11 protein-coding genes and 1 tRNA gene are annotated in these 18,536 nt (G+C 73.1%); 5 read left to right on the plus strand and 7 right to left on the minus strand.

The annotated features are described in order from the left end of the window. Positions 1-20: 20 nt before the first annotated feature. Positions 21-962, plus strand: a complete 942-nt coding sequence (locus ACQPY4_RS18360; protein WP_433337901.1) for a DUF5954 family protein — start codon at positions 21-23, stop codon at positions 960-962. 3 nt (positions 963-965) lie between these two features. Beyond that, positions 966-1,634 (plus strand): hypothetical protein, encoded by a 669-nt coding sequence (locus ACQPY4_RS18365; RefSeq protein ID WP_433337903.1) that lies wholly within the window; start codon positions 966-968, stop codon positions 1,632-1,634. A gap of 313 nt (positions 1,635-1,947) precedes the next feature. Here ACQPY4_RS18365 and ACQPY4_RS18370 read toward each other — a convergent pair. Next, positions 1,948-2,019, minus strand: a tRNA-Val gene (locus tag ACQPY4_RS18370). 277 nt (positions 2,020-2,296) lie between these two features. Between ACQPY4_RS18370 and ACQPY4_RS18375 the strand changes: the two genes are divergently transcribed. Beyond that, positions 2,297-3,112 carry a GDSL-type esterase/lipase family protein gene (locus ACQPY4_RS18375; protein ID WP_433337905.1) on the plus strand — a complete coding sequence of 272 codons (816 nt, stop codon included), beginning with the start codon at positions 2,297-2,299 and terminating at the stop codon, positions 3,110-3,112. On the opposite strand, the gene ACQPY4_RS18380 is transcribed toward ACQPY4_RS18375, so the two are convergent. Together ACQPY4_RS18380 and ACQPY4_RS18385 are read right to left on the minus strand one after the other, a co-directional pair. Next, on the minus strand, positions 3,109-3,750 hold the full coding sequence (locus ACQPY4_RS18380) for a TetR/AcrR family transcriptional regulator (RefSeq protein WP_433337907.1): 642 nt from the start codon (positions 3,748-3,750) through the stop codon (positions 3,109-3,111). The genes ACQPY4_RS18375 and ACQPY4_RS18380 overlap by 4 nt on opposite strands. A 139-nt stretch (positions 3,751-3,889) precedes the next feature. Continuing rightward, positions 3,890-6,067: an MMPL family transporter gene (locus tag ACQPY4_RS18385; protein ID WP_433337909.1), complete on the minus strand. Its 2,178-nt coding sequence runs from the start codon at positions 6,065-6,067 to the stop codon at positions 3,890-3,892. Between the two features lie 227 nt (positions 6,068-6,294). Here ACQPY4_RS18385 and ACQPY4_RS18390 point away from each other — a divergent pair, with 227 nt between their 5' ends. Next, entirely contained in the window at positions 6,295-7,074 is a 780-nt protein-coding gene (locus ACQPY4_RS18390) for a phosphatase PAP2 family protein (protein ID WP_433337911.1), read from the plus strand. A 13-nt stretch (positions 7,075-7,087) separates the two neighbouring features. Here the strand turns inward: ACQPY4_RS18390 and ACQPY4_RS18395 are convergent, their stop codons facing one another. The 3 genes from ACQPY4_RS18395 to ACQPY4_RS18405 form a co-directional block, all read right to left on the minus strand. After that, a complete protein-coding gene (locus ACQPY4_RS18395) occupies positions 7,088-7,588 on the minus strand; it encodes a hypothetical protein (protein ID WP_433337913.1) in 501 nt (166 codons plus the stop codon). Between the two features lie 464 nt (positions 7,589-8,052). After that, entirely contained in the window at positions 8,053-16,767 is an 8,715-nt protein-coding gene (locus tag ACQPY4_RS18400) for a tetratricopeptide repeat protein (RefSeq protein WP_433337915.1), read from the minus strand. Positions 16,768-17,001: 234 nt separating this feature from the next. Beyond that, entirely contained in the window at positions 17,002-17,604 is a 603-nt protein-coding gene (locus tag ACQPY4_RS18405) for a GNAT family N-acetyltransferase (RefSeq protein ID WP_433337917.1), read from the minus strand. An 81-nt stretch (positions 17,605-17,685) separates the two neighbouring features. Between ACQPY4_RS18405 and ACQPY4_RS18410 the strand changes: the two genes are divergently transcribed. Continuing rightward, positions 17,686-17,928 (plus strand): hypothetical protein, encoded by a 243-nt coding sequence (locus tag ACQPY4_RS18410; RefSeq protein ID WP_433337919.1) that lies wholly within the window; start codon positions 17,686-17,688, stop codon positions 17,926-17,928. Positions 17,929-18,069: 141 nt separating this feature from the next. On the opposite strand, the gene ACQPY4_RS18415 is transcribed toward ACQPY4_RS18410, so the two are convergent. Beyond that, positions 18,070-18,516: a nuclear transport factor 2 family protein gene (locus ACQPY4_RS18415; RefSeq protein WP_433337921.1), complete on the minus strand. Its 447-nt coding sequence runs from the start codon at positions 18,514-18,516 to the stop codon at positions 18,070-18,072. Between the last annotated feature and the right edge of the window lie 20 nt (positions 18,517-18,536).

Below are 18,536 nucleotides of genomic sequence, written 5' to 3' on the forward strand. Positions count from 1 at the left end.
ACTGTGGTGAATATGGGGCCATGGCCTTCCCGTTGATGTTCGGGTACGACCACATCAATCTCGTCGCGTGCCTCGATCCCGTGGCCGCGATCCGCGACAAGGAACTCGGCGAACGCATCGCCGAACTCCCCAAGCTCTGCCCGGCGGGCTCGCCCGACTTCGGGTACGCGGTGCAGACCGGCAAGGAGTGGCGCGTGGGCTCCGTCGGCGCGTCCGACCCCGCCGGCGCCCGCCACACGCTGGCCGCCCACTTGCGCGAGGGCGCCGAGCGCGAGCGCGCCGAGACCGCCCGCGCCATGCGCGCGGCGGCCGCCCGCCTCGACCCGGACGAGGGCGAGCAGCTCCCCAAGGACGAGTGGGAGCTCGGCGACCGCCGCTACCGGATCATCCGCGTCGAGAAGTTCACGCTGATCGGCGGCGGCCGGATGGAGCCCCCCAGACCCACCGACACCGACCCGCCCGAGGCGTCCCGCCTCCTGCGCGGCCACCTCATCGACCCCCGCGCCCCGGCCGGGAACTGGGAGGCCCAGCTGAGACTGAACCTGGTCGGCCACATGCCCAAGGACGGCTCCGACGAGACCGAGGTCAGGCACGCGATCCGCACCCACGCGGGCGTCGTCCTCCTCCCGCCCTGCTTCCTGGTCGTCGAGGTCAAGGGGACGACCTACGAGCCGCTCACCGGCGCCGAGGGCCCCGAGGAGGCCCGCGCCCACCTGGCCGGGTACTTCGCCGAGATCCTGCCCCGCCTGCGCGAGCTCCAGGGCCACCCGCCCACCGACGCCGAACTGGAGACCTGGCTGGACGCCGCCATCGACATCGAGGACTCCACCGGCCACCGGTTCACCGCGCTCGGCCGCGAGTTCCGCACCATCCGCATCTCCCGGATGCTGCGCCTTGGCCGCGACGGCCCGGAGGGCCCCCGCCCCTCCGACCAGGAACGTCACGGCCAGCGCGAGGACTAGCCCGTGTCCGAACGCGTCAACGCGGCCCGCATCGGCATACCGGACGAGGTGGCCACCGCCCTGTTCGGCTTCGACGCCCTGATCGAAGACCTCCAGCACCTGCGCGAGGCGGTCGGCCAGGCCCTGCGCTTCCAGGGACTCGCCCACAACCGCGCCGAGATCGCCGAGATGGGCCGCGCCTTCCGCCCCCGCATCGACGGCCTCGACCGCACCTTCTCCTGTCTGGTCGACAGCTTCGACGACATCGGCGGCGTGCTGGTCAACACCCTGGCCGGCGGCGTGACGGCCGTCCGCCTCGTCCTCGACCGCCTGATCAGCGACCGCTCCGTCGCCCTGGCCGACGTCACCGACGCCTACGAATCGGGCCAGACCCTCGTCGGCCTCGCGGGCGCCATAGCCCGCCCCATCCCCGACCTCCCGCCGTCCTGGCGCGAACCCCGCCTCCAGGTCCTGGACGAGTCCTTCCGCGCCTGCCGTCCCGTCCTGGCCGCCCTGAGCCGCGCCCACGCCACCTTCTCCGCCACCTTCCAACTGGCCACCATCGGCGACCTCTTCGCCGTCAACCACCTGGAGGCCTCCGAGGCCGTCGAGGCCGCCATCCAGCCCCTCACCAGCCTCTTCGGCTGGCTCCTCTTCACCGTCCGAGAACGCAACGACCCCCTGAAGCCCTAGCGCAGCGACACGGAAACCGCAGGGGCAGTCGACGACGGACGCACGCCGCTCGCCCTCCCCCAGGACCAGCCGAAGACTCCGCTTCGAGTCGATCACGCACACAGCACGCACGAACGAGAAAGAGGCCCATCCTCCACACGAAGAATGAACCTCTGACCTGCGTCGATCTAATGGCCCCAGAAGCGCCGCGCGAGCCCCGGGCTGGCGGGGCGAAGCCCCGCACCGGGGGGCTCCGGGGGGTCGCTCCCCCGGGAAAACACAGCGGGCCTCGGCGAAGGCGACCAAAGGTCGCCGAGCACCAAGACCCGACTCGTGGGCGATACTGGGTTCGAACCAGTGACCTCTTCGGTGTGAACGAAGCGCTCTCCCACTGAGCTAATCGCCCGCTGCGGGTCTGCCTTGCGGTGTTCCCGACGACGAAGACTCTAGCGCATGTCGGGGGCTGCTCGCGCCTGGGTTTGGGGGGAGGCGGGGGTGGGTGGTTGGGAGCGCGGTGGGGTTTTTGTGCGGGGGAATGGTCCAATGATGCGTTGAAATGGGGAGTTTAGCATTTGAAAGATTGGCGTTTCAATATTGGGTCAGTGAGGGTTTTCTAGGGTTGTTGAGGGGGAGTCGGCGGAGGATATTGGGCGTACGGATCGTCGTGCGTGGAGGTGTTCTGGGTGAAGGGTCGTCGGCTGGGGCGGTCGCTGGTGGTTCTGGCCGTGGCGGGGGTGGTGGTTCAGCCCGTCGGGGCCTCGGCGGAGGCGGAGCCGGTGCCCGGACGGATGGCGGCGCTGGGTGACTCGATCACCCGGGCGTTCAATGTGTGCGGGTGGTTCAGTGACTGCGTGCGGTATTCGTGGAGCACCGGTACCGAGGCGTCGGTGAGGAGTCACTATGTGCGGCTGCGGGCCAAGAATCCGGCGCTGGTCGCCTACAACGACGCGGTGTCGGGCGCGAAGGTCGCGGATCTGGAGCGGCAGGCCGGGTCGGCGGTTTCGCGGGACGCGCAGTACGTGACCGTGCTGGTCGGCGCGAACGACGCGTGCACGTCGTCGGAGGGGGCCATGACGACGGTCGCCGACTACGAGGCGCGGCTGCGGGCGGGGATGAAGGCGCTGGGCGCCTCGCGCAAGGTGTTCCTCGGGTCGGTGCCCGACATCTACCGGCTGTGGGAGATCGGGAAGGACAGTTCGGCCGCGCGGTCGCGGTGGTCGTTCGGGATCTGCCAGTCGATGCTGGCGCGTCCGACCTCGACCGACCCGGCCGACGAGGCGCGGCGGCAGCGGGTGCGGCAACGGGTGATCGACTACAACGGCGTCCTGGCCAAGGTCTGTGCCGAGTACGCCGGATGCCGGTTCGACGGCAATGCCCTTTTCAATTACCGCTTCGTTCTCTCGGAACTGAGCGCGTGGGATTACTTCCACCCGAATGCCAAGGCGCAGACCGAGTTGGCCGCCCGTTCCTACGCTCTGAGCTTCTGGCCGGACGTCTAGGAGTCGGGGAGGACCAAGGCGCCGATCAGGAGGCGGGCCAGGGCTTCGACGATGTCGTCTAGGGGTGCTTTGGGCTCGGAGAGGCACCAGGTGTGGACCAGTTCGTTGGTGGCGCCGTTGAAGGCGGTCACGACGAGGCGGTTGTCGCGGTGGGGGACCTGGCCGCGACGCGCCGCGGCGTCGGCGACCTCGCAGATCAGGTCGACCCAGCGGGCGCGCCGCTCCAGGCGGTGCTTCTCGATGGCTTGCGAGACGCCGACCACGGCGACGAACGCGATCTGCGCGCGGCGCAGGTCGCTGGCGGTGGTGGTGACGTAGGCGCGCAGGCCGTCGCGGATCAGCTCGTCGATGCCCGCGCCGCGCTCCTCCGCCGCGCGGACGGTCTCGGTGACCGCGGCGGTGGCCTCGTCGTTGATGCGGTCGTACAGCTCCAGCAGGACCTCGTCGCGGTTGGTGAACTCCTCGTAGAACTGCCGGGTGGACAGGCCCGCGGCCGCGCACAGCCGCTCGGTGGAGGCGGCGGCGTAGCCTTCGGTCCCGTACAGTTCGAGCCCCGCGGCCAGGAAGCGCTCGCGGCGCTCGGCCCGTCGCTCGGTCGCGGTCCGGCCGGCGTACCGGCCGCGGGGTGCGCTTACCAACGTGCCACTCCTCGTTGAGTCCGGCGGGGCGCGGGTGCCGTTCCCCCTCCCCGACGATTCTCCCCGGTTTCCCAGCGAACCGCTGCATGCTCTCCCGATACAGGACGGAGGCCGTGCCGGGCACGGCCTCCGCCGGTGTTCAGCCGATCGGCTCGGGCGTCTTGACCGGGACGGGACGCGGCTCGCTCTCGTGGAGGCCGAACCGGGCGTGGAACCGGCGCAGCGGGCCCGGCGCCCACCAGGTCGCCCGGCCGCCCAGGCGCATCGCGGCGGGCAGCAGCGCACCGCGGATGAGGGTGGCGTCCATCAGCACCGCGAGCGGCAGGCCGATCCCGAACGCCTTCATGAACGTGATCCCCGAGGCCAGGAACGCCACGAAGACGATCGCCATCAGCACCGCGGCGGCCGTGACGATCCGGCCGATGCGCTCCAGACCCAGGGCGACCGCGCGGGTGCCGTCCCCGGACAGCTCGTACTCCTCGCGGATCCGGCCGAGCATGAACACCTGGTAGTCCATCGCCAGCCCGAAGGCGACGCCGAAGAGCATCACCGGGACGGTCGCCATGGTCGTGCCGGTCACGGTGAAGTTCAGGACGTCCGACAGATGGCCGTCCTGGAAGATCCACACCAGCGACCCGAACGTGGCGGTCAGGCTGAGCCCGCTCAGCGCCAGCGCGATCACCGGGACGAGCACGCTCCCCGTAAGCAGGAACAGCAGCACCAGCATCGCGGCCACGACGGCGCCGAGCGCGATCGGGAGCCGTTCGCGCAGCGCCTCGGTGCCGTCCAGCGAGGCCGCCGCCGTCCCGCCGACCTCGGCCGGGAACGGGGCGGGCGCGTCGCGGAGATCGGTGACGAGGTCCTCGATCGCGTCGGAGTCGCCGGTGGACGGCACGACCGACAGGTAGGACGCGCCGTCCTTGGTGAACCGCTGGTTCTGGGGTCCGGGCGGCAGCGACCGGGCGCCGCGCGCGTAGCTGCCGGTCGCGGTGTCCACCCGGGCGACGCCGGGCAGGCCGGACAGGCGTGCCGCGTACCCGTCGAGCTCCGGGGACGTGCGGGAGACGACCACCTGGAGCGCGTTCTGCTCGCTGGAGTCGAACTCGGCGCGCACCACCGAGGCGACCTGCCGCGAGTCGGACGACCCGGGCATGACGCGCTCGTCCGGCCAGCCCAGCTTGATGCCGAGGAACGGCGCGCCGAGCACCAGCAGCGCCAGCGTGGCCAGCGTCGCGACGGGCACCGGGCGGCGCATGACGAACGAGGCCAGCCGGTGCCAGAACCCTTCCTCGGCGTTGGCCGGCGCCGCCGCCCGGCGCTTGCGGACCCGGCCCTTGTCGATCTTGGGGCCGAGGACGGCGAGCATGGCGGGCAGCACGGTCAGGGACACCGCCGCGGCCAGCAGCGCCGTGATGACCCCGCCGTAGCCCATCGACTGGAGCGCCAGCATCGGGAACAGCGACAGCCCCGACAGGGCGACGGCGACCGTGATCGCCGAGAAGACGACCGTGCGTCCGGCGGTGCGCATCGTCACGCCGATGGCCTCGGACGTCGAGCGGCCCTCGTCCAGCTCCTCGCGGTAGCGGTTGACGATCAGCAGGCTGTAGTCGATCGCGAGCCCCAGCCCGAGCAGGGTCACCACGTTGATCGCCAGGACCGACAGATCGGTCACCGTGCTCAGGGCCCACATGACGCCCATGCTCAGCAGCATGGTCGCGAACGCCACCAGCAGCGGCAGCGAGGCCGCCACGATGCTGCCGAACAGCAGCGCCAGCGCGACGAGCGTGACCGGGAACACGATCATCTCGCCGAGCTTCGTGTCCTTCTGCGCCTGCTCGACCATCTCGCGCTGGAGCATCGCGTAGCCGCCGGCGCGGACCTCCAGCCCGTCGCGCTCGCCCTGGTAGGCGGGCGCCAGGTCCTTGACCCGTTTGTCGACGGCCGTGTCGTCGCCGGTGAGCGTGGCCAGGACGAGCGCCTTGTTCCCGTCGGAGCCGCGCAGCTGCGGGGGGCGCCCGGCTGTCCAGTAGGACGCGACGTTCACCACGCCGCGCTCGGCGCCGAGCCGCGCCGCGAGGGCGGCGCCCGCCCGGGACGCCGCCGGGTCGTCCACCCCCTTCGGCGTGGTGACCAGCAGCACCAGGTTGGGCGGGCCCTGCCCGAAGCGGTCCCGCAGCGTCTCGGTGACCCGTCCGGACTCCGAGCCGGGGTCGGTGAAGCCGCCGCCCTTGAGAGCGCCGAACAGGGCCGAGCTGGTCGCGCCCCCGACCAGTGTCAGCAGCAGCGCGATGACCAGCACCGCGCGCCGTCTGCGCACCAGCAGTCCCGTAAAGCCAGAAAGTCCGCCCGGCATCGTCGTGTCCCTCCGTGTTCCGTCGTCGCGACGGCCTCGTCCGGCCGTCGAACACGAGAGGGGATCGGGCACCGCGGATGTGACACGAGCCGGGGCGAATCGCCTGTGACGTGCCGCACTCGACGCGTCGGGACGGTCACGATGGGCGTGCCGGACCCGTGCGGGCCGCCCGGGCTGCTTAGCTTCCGAGCGTGACTGATCGGATACAGGCCCGCGCGCTGCGGCGGGCTCCCGTAGTCCGGGGCGCCGCCGTCGAGGCCGTGACCCTCGCGGTGCTGCTGGTGGCTTATCTGTGGGTCCGCCAGCTGGCGCAGGGCCAGGACCTGGTGGCCGAGTCCAACGCCGCGCGGGTCTGGACGCTGGAGCGGCTGATCGGCCTCCCCGACGAGACCAGGGTGCAGGCGTGGGCGCTGTCGTGGCCGCCCGCGGCGCGGTTCGCGAACCTGTACTACGTCGGCGTGCACTTCCCCGGGACGGCTGCCGCGATGGTCTGGCTCTTCGTCCGGCACCGCGCCGCCTACTCGCGAGTCCGGGCCGAGCTGGTCGTGCTGACCGCGGCCGGGCTGGCGCTGCACGTGGTCCTCCCGCTCGCGCCCCCGAGGCTGGCGGGCGTCGGCGCGGTCGACACGATGCTGAGCGTGGGGCCCTCGGCCTATCCCGCCGCGGGGGAGGGGGTCGCCAACCAGTACGCCGCGATGCCGTCCCTGCACGTGGGGTGGGCCCTGCTCGTCGCGGTCGCGGTCATCCGGGCCGGGACGTCCCCGGCCCGCCGGCTGGTGGTCCTCCACCCTCTGCTGACGACGTTCACCGTCGTCGTGACCGCCAACCACTACTGGCTGGACGCCGTCGCCGCCGCGCTCCTGCTGGCCGCGGCCGTCCAGGTGGCGGGACGCTGGAGCAGACCCGAGGAAGAAGCCAGGCGGACGGCCCTGGGGTGTGTCAGGGCAGAGGACCGCCCGCCCGGCCGGTGACCGGCCAGGCCCCCTATCCCGGCCGGTAGCCCACGGCCCCGGCGGCCAGCATCCCCGAGCCCGCCGCCGCCCTCAGTTGCGCGTCGGCCGAGGCGGCGTGCCCGGCGATGGCGATCGACCCGGCGAACAGCACCACGTATCCCAGGCGGCCCGCCGCGTCGGCCCAGCCGGGCGGGACGCTGACGTGGTCGGCGTGGCAGAACGGGCGGCCCGCGACGTCACGCGGGCTGTTGACGGTGAGGCCGCCGGTGCCGTCGAACGCGGACCACCATCCCGGCGCCAGCGGGACGAGCAGGTCGCCCGCGTCGGTGATCAGCCCGAGGCCGGTCTGGAGGCACACCGACAGCAGCGCGCTGGTGGGCTCGCCGTTGACGTCGGAGTCGGGCGCGGGAGTGCGGGCGGGGTCGTCCAGGAAGATCAGGGGCACGTCGCCGTTCGGGGTCGGCATGGTCGTCAGCAGGACGTCCAGGTCGAAGGTCACCGTGGAGTCTCTCGATCCTGCGCGGTCGTCCATGACGGGTCCCTGTCGCGTCTCGGTCGCGTCCCGGCCTGCTCCTGCCCACGGCCCGCGGCGCCCCCGTGCAGCCGCGGCCTGTGTGGTGAGGCGGCCGGCCCCCGGGGCCGGCGCAAGGGAGTGGACTTCCCTCGGGGCCCGGCAGCCTCTCCTTGCCCCTCGTGTGCTGGTAGCCGCTCCGAACGAGGGCCGGGGGCGGTCGGCCGAAACCCCGAGCGACTGCGAGGGGTTCGAACGTAACTCCGCAGGTCAGATAAGGGAAGAGGAGCGATCCTTACAGTTCTTTCCGACCCGAGTCCGGGTTCTGGTGTGACTAAATCACCCCTTGCGGACAATGATCTCCGTTTGGATCCGGCGGGGTTCACCGTCGCCGCCGCCCACGCCTGGAACGGCGTGGGACGCGGGGCCCGGCCGAGACCGTCCTGCGCCGCCTCGTCCACGGCCCCGCGAACCGCTGAGCCCGATCAGCCCAGCCCGTCCAGCAGCTCGCGGGCCTGGGCGGCGAAGCCGTCATGACCCGACTCGACCGCGCGGAGCAGGTGCTCCCTGGCCTGCTCCAGCCGTCCCTCCGCGCGCCGGATCTCGCCCAGACGGCAGGACGCCTCCCCGACCAGCTCGGGGCTGTCGGTCCCGGTCGCCAGCGTGAGCTCGTAGAACCGCACGGCCGAGTCGCGGTCGTTCAGCCAGTAGGCCAGCTCGCCCAGATGGGCCGCCGCCATCGGCGCCTGCGCCTCGCTCCCGGAGTCGATCACCCGCTGGTACCAGCGCAGCGCCTCGGACCAGTCGCGGTTCCCCTTGGCGATGCCGCCCAGATACATCAGGGCCAGCTCCGTCGCCCGCTCCCCGGGCTCGCCGGGAGCGTCCACGACCTGGAGGAACAGCTCGCGCGCCCGCGGCTCGTCCTCGCCCAGGTAGGTCCGGCCGAGCTGGACGAGCGCGTCACGGGCGTACCCGCCGTCGTCGCGCACCAGCCGTTCGAGCACCCCGCGGGCCTCGCCGTGCTCGCCCGCGTCGACCAGCGCGTGCGCCAGCGTGTACACCGCGACCGGCTCGCCCTTCTCGGCCGCCGCGCGGAGCGTGCGCAGCCCGCCCTCCCGGTCGCCGTGCTCGCTCTGCATCAGGCCGAGCATGCTGCCCAGAAGCCCTCCGGCGGAGTCGTCGTCCATCATCCGCTCGACGACGCCACCGAGGGCCTCGGTGTCGCCCTCCAGCCGCGCGAGCGCGGCCAGGCGCCCGCCCGCGACCAGCCGGACGTCGGCGTCCGCATGACCGGCCAGGCGCTCGAACGTTTCCCGCGCCTCCTCGATCCGGCCCGCCGAGACCTGGAGGTCGGCCAGCCTGATCTCCATGTCGGGGCCGAGGTCGGACACGAACCCGGCGGCGCATTCGAGATACTCCACCGCCGTCGCCCGGTCGCCCGACTCGGCCAGCGCCGCGGCGCGGTCACCGGCGACCTCGAGCGCGTCCTTGAACCAACCGGCCCGCGCGGCGGACGTCAGCGCCCGCCTGGCCACGGCGTGGTCGCCGTCGGCGGCGGCCCGCTTGGCGATCACCAGCAGGTTGCCCGCGGCCGCCTCCACCAGATCGCGCAGCGTGCCGGGATCGCCGTCCGGCTCGACCGCGCACACGACGCCGAAACCGGTGGCCGCCACGTCGAGGTCGTCGTCGTCCCAGCCCCACGAGCCGAGCATCGTCCCCGCCCGCGCCCGCACCTCCGGATCGGGCGCCGCGGCGGCCCGCTCGATCTCCGCGCGGGCCTCCTCGAACTGCCCTCGGTCGCGCAGCACCCGCGCCAGGCTCACCCGGACGTGCGGCGTGACCTCCTCGTGCCCCGCGTCGATTCCCTGCCGGTAGAGCCGCATCGCGCCGTCGGTGTCGGCCCGTTCGGCCCGCGAGTCGCCCCACGCCCAGTAGCCCACCGCCACCGTCTCGGGGTCGCTGCTGGTCACCGCGCGCTGCGCGGTCTGCGCCACCCCGTCATGGTCCTCGATCCCGAGCTGCGCCATGATCAGGCTGCGCAGCGGCTGCAGCGCGGCCGGGTCGTCGACGTCGGCGCCCTTGCGGTAGGCCGCGATGGCCGCGTCCATGTCGTCCTCGGCGAAGGCGTGGAGGTCGCCCATGTCGTCGTGGGCCAGCGCGACCTCCTCCGGGTCGCCGTACTCCACGACCAGGGCGAGCATCGCCATCGCCCGCGCCGGATCGGTCGCGATGAGCTGCCGCGCGGCCCGGATCACCTGTCGGCCCGCCGCGCCCGCCGTGGGCGTCCCCGCCTGGTTGCGCAGCAGCCACCGGAACGAGTCGAGCTCGCCGACCGGGGCCTCGGCCTCGAGCATCTCGGCCAGCTCGCGGTCGAGGTCGTCCACGGGAGGCCCGTCCATCGCGGCGAGGATGGCCGCGTCCTGCTCCGGGTCTATCCCGATCAGACCGCCCAGGAACGCGTTCGGATCGGCCGCGGACACCTCGGCGGCGACGATCCGCGCCACGTCCTCGGGCCCGTCGGCCGCGCCCGCCTCGGCGCCCAGCGCGATGCCCCGGACCGTCACCGCGAGCTCGCCCGCCCGGCCCGCCTCCACCGCGATCGCCAGCACGTTGTTCACCGCCGTCGACACGATCTCGGCCAGCTGCCCGGCGTCCTCGCCGACGTCGAGCAGCGCCACCCGCCCGAACGCCTCCAGCGCGTCGGCCAGGTCGCCGTCCAGCACCATGATGTTGCCCAGGTAGGTGTCGGCCTTGGCGATGATCTCCACGTCGGCCGCCTCCGCGCTCACACGTCCCGCCTCGGTCCTGGCCGCGTCGCTGTCGCCGGTCTGCTGCAGGGCCCTGGCCAGGTCGAGCCGGAGCCGCGACACGTCGCCCGCGTCGCACTCGCCGTCCGGCCCCACCTCCTCGGCCACCTCCAGGCCGCGCCTGAACAGATGCAGGGCGCCGTCGGGATCGTCCTCCCGGAACCGCAGATGCCCCAGCACCCGATGCCCGACGACCACGGCCATCGGGTCACCGCACACAAGCGCGCGCTCGGCCGCCTGCGCGGCCTCCTCCAGATCGCCCGCCTCCAGCCGCGCCCACGCCAGATTGCGCAGCGCGGTCGCGGACGCCGGATGCTCGACCGCCGCGCCCCGCTCGTACGCCTCGATCGCCTCGTCCCGGTCCCCGGCCGCGTCGCCCAGATCGTTCCACGCCGTCGCCGCCGGACCGGGCGGGCCGGACGCGGTCACCAGCCTCAGCAGGGCCCGCGCCTCCTCGGCCCCGGCGTCCATCCGCGCGCGCGACACCGCGATGAGCGTCCGCGCCGCCTCCTCCGCGTGCTCGGCCGGGACCTCCTCGAGCACCGCCCGGACGGCTTCGACCCCGTCCGCGCCGAGCGCCGTGTAGAGCCCCGCGAGCTCCTCGCGAGGCTCGGGAAGGACGTCCCGCGCCTCCCTGAGATCGCGCAGGAGCTCCTCGTCCGCGCCGCCCGGCAGTCCGAGCACCGTCGCGTAGTACGCGTGCGCCGTGGCCACGTCGCCCACGGCCGTCCGGCGCAGCGCCGCCTCCCACACAAGGAAGACCACATCGGAGAACAAACCGGTCCGCGCCCCGACCCCGAACCCGGCCATCGCCACCGCGTGCTCGCCGCTCTCCACGGCCCGCACGGCCAGCGCGACGGCGTTGTTCGCCGCCATCGCGACCGCGTCGCCCATCTCGGGCCCGCCCTCCAGCGCCACCCGCCCGAAGGCCGCCACGGCCCCGGCCAGATCGCCTTCCGCCTCCCGCTGGAACCCGTCCCGGAAGACCTCCTCGAGCCCTCCGTCCTGGACGGTCTCCGTCCCGCCCTGCGGGTCGTCGTTCTCCGCCTGCACATCGACGATCGCGCCCGCGCTCGCGTCAGGGAGCTCGATCGCGCTTTGCGGGCCGTCGTCACTCGCGCCCGTAAGGGGCGCCTGCGCTTCAGGGAGCGCGTTCTCGGCGGGGTCAGTCGCGCAGTGCGGGACGTCGCCGCTTGCGCTCGCCTGCGTGTCGAGGGGTGTGGCGTCGCTTCCGCCAGGTTCGGTCGTCCCATCGGGGTCCACGCCGCTTGCGCTCGCCTGCGTGTCGAGGGATGTGATGCCGGGGGCGGTCGTGGCTTGGGGGACGTCGTCGTTTGCGTCTGCCTGCGCATCGAGCGGCGTGGTTGCGTTCTCCCCCGGGACGGGGTGTTCCGCCGCGACTTGTGAGCCGTCGCGGGTTACGGCCGCGGCTTGGACGGGCTGGGTTTCGAGGGGCGTGGGCGCGTGTTCGGCGAGTTCCGTCTCGACGTCGATGGCCGTCATGGGGGCGGTGGCCTGCGGGTCGGGTTCGTCGTCGGCGAGTTCGGCCAGGAGCTCGCTCGGCTTGAGCGGCACGGTCGGCTGCTCGGCGGGGTGGCCCGCGGCGCGGGCGGCCACGTCCAGGGCGGCGTCCTTGTCGCCCGCGTCCGCCAGCAGCGGGACGAGGCGGCTCGTGGCTGCCACGCGGACGTGGGGGAGCTCGGACGTGGCGAGAGGTTCGAGCAGGGTGCGGGCCTCCGCGTCCTGCCCGTGGGTGGCCAGGATCTCGGCCAGCTCGACCAGGAGCAGCGGGTCACCGGTGGGCAGGAAGGACGCGGCGCCCCGGTAATAGACCCGCACGGGGTCGAGGTCGCCGCGCTCCAGTGCGGCGGAGGCGTACTCCTTGGCGATCGCGACCGCGTCGGAATGCGCACCGCCCTCGGCGGCCAGCCGGAGCGCGCGCACGGCGACGCCCGGGTCGCCGCCCTCGTCGGCCTGGTGTGCGACGGCCGCCAGGTTGTTCAGGGCCATCCGGTGGTTCTCGATGTCGCCATCCCCGGGGGATGGGTGGCCCTCCCCGGCGGCCGCGGCGGCGCCGAACGCCTCCGCGCCGCCCGCGAGGCGGCCGTCCTGCGCGAGCCAGGCGCCCAGGAAATTGCCCGCGAGCAGGATCGCGCCGTGGTCGCCGGACTCGAGCACGGCCTCCATCTCGCGGTGCGCGTCACCGGTCTCGCCCAGCGCGTGGAGCACCTGGCCGAGCTCGATCCGGACGTAAGGGACGGCGTCCGGCTCGGCGGTCTCGATCGCCGTGCGGTACGCGTCGGCCGCCGCCGCCAGGTCGCCCCGGCCCTTGGCCAGGTCGCCGAGCGTCCAGACGCCGGTGGTGACGGTCTCGGGATCGCCGCTGGCGACGGCCTTGCGCGCGGCGGCCTCGGTGGCCTCGCGGTCATCGCCCGGGGCCAGGAGGCCGAGCAGGCGCCGCAGGCAGGCCAGGGCGGCCGGGTGGTCGACCTCCGACCCGCGCGTGAGCACCTCGATGGCGGCGGCCGGGTCGCCGGAACGGTCGAGATCGCGGCCCGCCTCGTCGGCGGCGAGGGCGATCTGCTCCGGCGTCCCGAAGTCCATGACCAGCCCGAAAAGCTCACGCGCGTCCTCGGAGCCGGACGCGGCGTCCAGGACGAGCGAGGCGGCCCGTTCCACGTGCTCGGTGCCCGCGACCCGCTCCAGGACGGTCCGGAGGTCGCCGTGGCGCTCCTCCGCGAGCGCGAGGTGCAGTTCCGCCAGGAGCGGCGTCCCGTATGCCTCGGTGAGAAGCTCGACGGCCGCGTCGCGGTCGTCCTCCATGAGCCGCAGCGTGGCGCGCTCGGCGGGCGTCGCCGTGCCCAGACACTCCCGCGCGGGCAGCCGGACCTCCGGATCGGCGGCCCGGGCGGCGCGCTCGTAGGATTCGCGCGCGCCCTCGTCGTCCCCGCTCTCCGAGAGGTAGCCGCCGAGGAGGAGCGCGATGTAGGCGACGGTCTCCTCGCCGTCCTCCCCGAGGTCCTCGAAGTACCCGGAGGCGCTCCGGGCCAGCTCCACCGCCTCGGCGGCCTGGCCCCGTCCGGCGAGCAGCATCGCCAGGACGACCCGGGCGGACGCGGCGGCCTCGCCCTCGCCGCCCGCCGCCTCGCGGTAGAGCTCCGCGGCCTCGTCGAGCCTGCCGAGGGCCTGGAGCGCGTCGCCGACGGCGAGCGCGGCATGAGGCCCGTCCCCGCCGGACTTCTCGGCCTGAAACGCCCGTGCCTCGTCCACCCGATCGGACGCGACCAGCGCGTGGATCACGCTGTCCAGGAGTCCCGCGTACTCCTCGTCGTCGGCGTCGGTGGCCTCCAGCGCCTGCCGGTAGGCCGCCGCCGCGCCGACGGTGTCGCCGAGCTCGAACCGCATCTGGCCGAGCCCCTTGGCACCTATCCGCGCCCGACGCTCGTTCTCACCGGACGCCGCGTACCCCCACGCCTCGGCCGCGCCCTCCTTGTCGCCCGCGTCGTTGCGAAGCGCGCCGAGATAGATCGCCGCCTCCTGCGCGCGTCCGGGGTGCCCCACCGTGATGGCCAGGCGCAGCGCGGCGTCGGTGGACGATGTCTCGCCCGCCCGCTGCCAGGCGTGCGCGGTCTCCAGAAGGAGCCAGGTGGGCATCTGCGCCCGCGCGTCGTCGCCGCGCTCACGGATCGCGGTCAGCGCCGCGCGCGCGCCGGTGAAGTCGCGATCGAGTAGACGGCGCGCGAAAACACCGTCCTCGGCCAGTTCGGGATGATCGAGGGGGACCCGGGCGAACGCCGTGCGGGCGGCCTCCAGGGCGTCCATCCGCACCCGGGTCAACCCGAGCAGCCAGACGCTGCGCGGGCCCTGGAGCGGGTCGCCGCGATCGGCCACCCGCTCCAACAGGGCGGACGCGCCTTCCAGATCCTCGCGTTCCTCCAGGATCGCGAGCATCCTGGCCTCGGCGTCCAGCCGCAGCCCAGGATGGTCGCGGACACCGTCGTAGGCGGCGAGCGCCTCCGCCGACGCGCCCTCGTCCTCCAGCGCGCTGCCGAGCGCGAACGCCGTCCACGGGGCCAGCCGCGGGTGGCCGTGCTCGCGGGCGCGGCGCAGCAGCTCGATCACCGCGCCGGGCTCGTCGTCGCCGCGCAGAATCCACGACAGGACGGCCGCGTGCGAGAGCGCCAGCGGGTCCCCGGATTCGGCGGCCTCGTCGAGCAGCTCCACGCCCTGGGACCTGGGGACGCCCAGCGAGACGTACACCTGGGCCAGGACGCTCTTGGCCAGCGCCGCCACAGCGGGATCGGGATGCTCGGCGCACTCCTGATAGTGCGCGATCCCGGCCTCGCGTCCCAGCCGCTGGTAGGCGATCTGCGCGGCGAGCACCGGGTGCACGGGCCCTGCTCCGGACGGACGAAGGGGCGGGTGGGGGAGCTCAAAGGGGCGGGCGGGCCCGTCCGATTCGACGAGGCCGGACGAGTGGAGCGGATCGGACATTTGGGCCTGGCTGGGCGGCTGAGGCGCGCCGGAAGGCTCTCCCGAGCCAGACGGCCGAGCAGGGTGAAGGAAGCCGGATGTCTGGGCGGACCCCGACGGGTGGGCGGGATCGGGCGCTTTGCCGGGGCCCAGCGGGCCGGACGGGTGGTGGGGGCCGGGCGCTTTGCCGGGGCCCGGGGGGCCGGACGGGTGGTAGGGGTCGGGTGCTTGGCCGGAGCCCAGCGGGCCGGACGACTCGGCGGGATCGAGTGCTTGGCCGGGGCCTGGCGGGTGAAGCGGGCCGGACGACCGGGCGAGGCCGAAGGGGTCGGCCGAGCCGGACGGGTGGTCGAGACCGGGCTGGTGAAGGGCCTCGGATGAGGGGACGAGGCCGGACGGGGAGGCCGGATCCGCCGACTGGGCGGAGCTGGCGCCGAGCAGATGGAGGAACAGTGCGGCACCGAACCCGTCGGCGAACCCGTCGCCCTCGGCAACCTCGATGAGCAGTTCCTCGGCCTGGTCGGCGTCGCCCTCGCCCAACTCAACGAGGGCCAGCATGACGGCGGCGCGCGCGGACTGGCCCGCGATCTCCGCGTCGACCACCCGCCGGAGCAGCGCGCGGGCGCGGAGCACGTCCCCGGCGCGCACCCGCTCCAGCGCGGCGTCGCAGTCGTCGACGGCCTGTTCGAGCTCCTCGTCCGACCCGCGCGCCGCGCCGGCGGCCTGCGCGAGCGTCATCCGCGCCTGGAAGGACACGTCGGGGTCGTCGAGCGCGGTGGCCGTTCGCAGGAGCGCCACGATCTCGGCATGGCGCGGATCGTCGGCGTCAAGGCCGTGCAGCAGCGTCCCGAGGAACGTCACGGCCCCGGCGTGGAACTCCGAGTCCGATTCCAGGACGATCCGCCAGCACTCGACGGCCTCGTCGACTTCGCCCGCCTCGGAGTGCACCTGGCCCAGGCAGGCCCGGGCTTCGGGCGCGAATTTCGGATGTCCGGATTCGACGACGCGGCGCAGGATCGCCCGCGCCTCCTCCTCGTCCCCGAGTTGCCGGGCGAACTTCGACACCTGGATCAGGGCGTCCAGCCGGACCTCGGGCCGGTGGTCCTCGGCGGCGCGCCGGTAGGCGTCCCTGGCCTCGACGTGCTCGTCCAGGTCGAACAGCGCGGCGCCGAGCAGCTTCTCGGCCAGCCCGCGCTCGGCCGGGTCACCGACCGCGATCGCGTGCTCCATCACCCGGCGGCACTCGTCGAAATGGCCCTGCTCGGCATAGATCTGGTACAGCCGGAAAGCGGCCTTCGAGCACAGGTCGGGCATGCCGTGGGAAAGCATCCGGTTGAGCCCGGTGACGACGATCTCGTCCGCCTCGCCGCCGCGCTCGTCCAGGACGCTCGTGACCGCCTCGTAGGCGTCCCACGCCTGCCGCTCGCGCTCGCCTCCGTCGTCCGGCCTGCGGGGCACCTCGACCTCCCCGGCAAGCCGGGTGACCAGCGGATTCTCGCTCTGCCGCGCGCGCTCGAGCGCGGCTGCGGCCCCGACGTAGTCGCCCATCGAGCGCAGCACCTCGACGAGCGTGATGTCGGCCATCGCCGCGATCTCGGCGTCGGCGCCCTCGGAAGCGACGCGCAGCGGCCTGCACGCCAGCGCGGTCTGACCCTCGTCGGCCAGCATCAGCCCCAGCGACATCGCCGAACGCTGGGCGAACACCGGATGCCCCGACGCGATCACCGAACGGTGCGCCGCCCGGGCCCCCTCCAGGTCACCCTGCTCCCTGAGCAGATCACCGAGCGCGTGCGACGCCTCGGGGACGATCGCGTCGTCGCCGGAGACCACGGCCTCCCGCAACGCTGCGGCGGCGCCCTCCAGATCGCCCTGCCGCCACTTGCCGATCGCCGATTCGAGCCTCTCGGCCCACCAAGACATGCCTTGAACCCCTCGCGTCCGAAATCCGCCGCGTCCGAAATCCACCCAAATGATCTTCTATAGCGCCGACGACGGAACGTACACGAAGGATCGCCGGGCTTTCAGGGCTTTCAGGTGATTCGCCCAATGGTGGCCGCTGTCACTCCACCAGTCGATCTTCCGGGCATGACCTTGAGGGATGAGGGCGGAATCACACCGCGCGGGTCGTCCCGCCAACCGTGCGGGGCCGTCTCGCTAGTCGCCGGCCGACGAGGCGTGGACGGGGGAGTCGACCGAGAGGAAGGCGTGCCGCGCGTTGAACTCTTCGGCGGTGAGCCCCATGAGAACCAGATCGTGGTGCCGTCCGCCGAAATACTCGTGGTCGCGCAACCGTCCCTCGGTGACGAACCCGAGCTTGCGATGCAAAGCGATGGACGGCTCGTTGAACGCGTAGACGCCGATCTCGCACTTGTGGAACCGGCGCTCACCGAACATGAACCGCAGCATCAGGACCACGGCCTCGGTGGCGTAGCCGGAGCGCTTGTACCGGTGTCCGATGGAAACGCCATAGGCGAAACGGCCGGCCCGCCGGTCGGCGTCCCCAGTGTTGAGCGTGCCGACCATCGTCCCGTCCTTACGGGAGACGATCGCGAGGCGATAGCTGTCCGAATCCGCGTCCGGCCTGCGGGCGGCCTCGTCCGCCGTCCAGCGGCGGTACGCCTCGTCCGACTGCGGCGGATGCAGCATGTCCCCGCTGCGCATATCGGGGGCGTGCTCGTCGAACTCCTTGAATGTCTGCCAGTCGCCTGGCTCGATACCCCGCAACAGCACGCGTTCACCGGTCCAGGCAGAGCTCATGGGGACGACGCAACCAGAGCACCCCGATGGCCGCAATCGAATTTGCGGGGGAGCGCAGCGCCGCTGGTTTGTTGCCTTGGCTTGGGGACGGCGAAGGCGCTGGGACGCACCGACCGCGTCGGCGCCTGGCGGCCGCGCCGTAGGCGAAGCCGTCTTCACCTCACTGCGGGCCGACGCTCCTTCGATGCCCAGGCCAGCAGCCCGCCCGCCGCCCACAGCGTCCTGCTGTCCGGCGGCGACAACACCACCGGACGCTCGCCCCTCGACGCCGGCCGCACCGCCCCCCTCGCCTTCGGCGTTCAGCTCACCAGCCGTTGCGCGTGACGGAGCCCGCCCGTGGGAGACCACGAGCGGTTGTCTCGTGGAGGGGCGCCGGAGGTCGTTCGAAGGCAGAGCCCCAGTTCGGCGCTGAGCCGAACTGGGGCCGCTGCCGGGATGCTGCGCCCTGGCGCGTGCGGGAGCACGTCAGACGGCCGGGACCCTTGGCGAGCCGATCATCCACAGAGGGCTGTTGGTGATGCTGGAGAAGCGCCAGCCACGATCCGTCCGGACGGCGTCGAACCGGTTTCGCGCGCCCAGGGTGACGTACGGCTCGGGCTCGTCCTCGGTGAACATCCTGACGACGAGCTCTGCCGAGACCGAGGCGCGATCGCCGTCCAGCTCGATCAGGACGTTCGTGGTCACGTGCTGCGACCGCTCGGAAGGGGAGTGGTTCCGCCGCGCCTGCGCGACGACGGCCTCCAGCCCGGCGGACCGTCCGCCCGGCGTGTCGGCCGTGACGTCGTCGGTGAAGATCTCGCCGGACTCGTCGAAGCGCCGCTCGTCCAGCCAGCGCCCCTGGCGGACGAGCAGGTCGGCGAGTTCGGCGCGGTCGATCAGCTCGTTCAACCGCTGGTCTGTCGTGGTGCTCACTGGCCTGCTCCTTGAGATCA

It is taken from the genome of Spirillospora sp. CA-294931 (genome assembly GCF_050946795.1).
GTDB lineage: Bacteria > Actinomycetota > Actinomycetes > Streptosporangiales > Streptosporangiaceae > Spirillospora.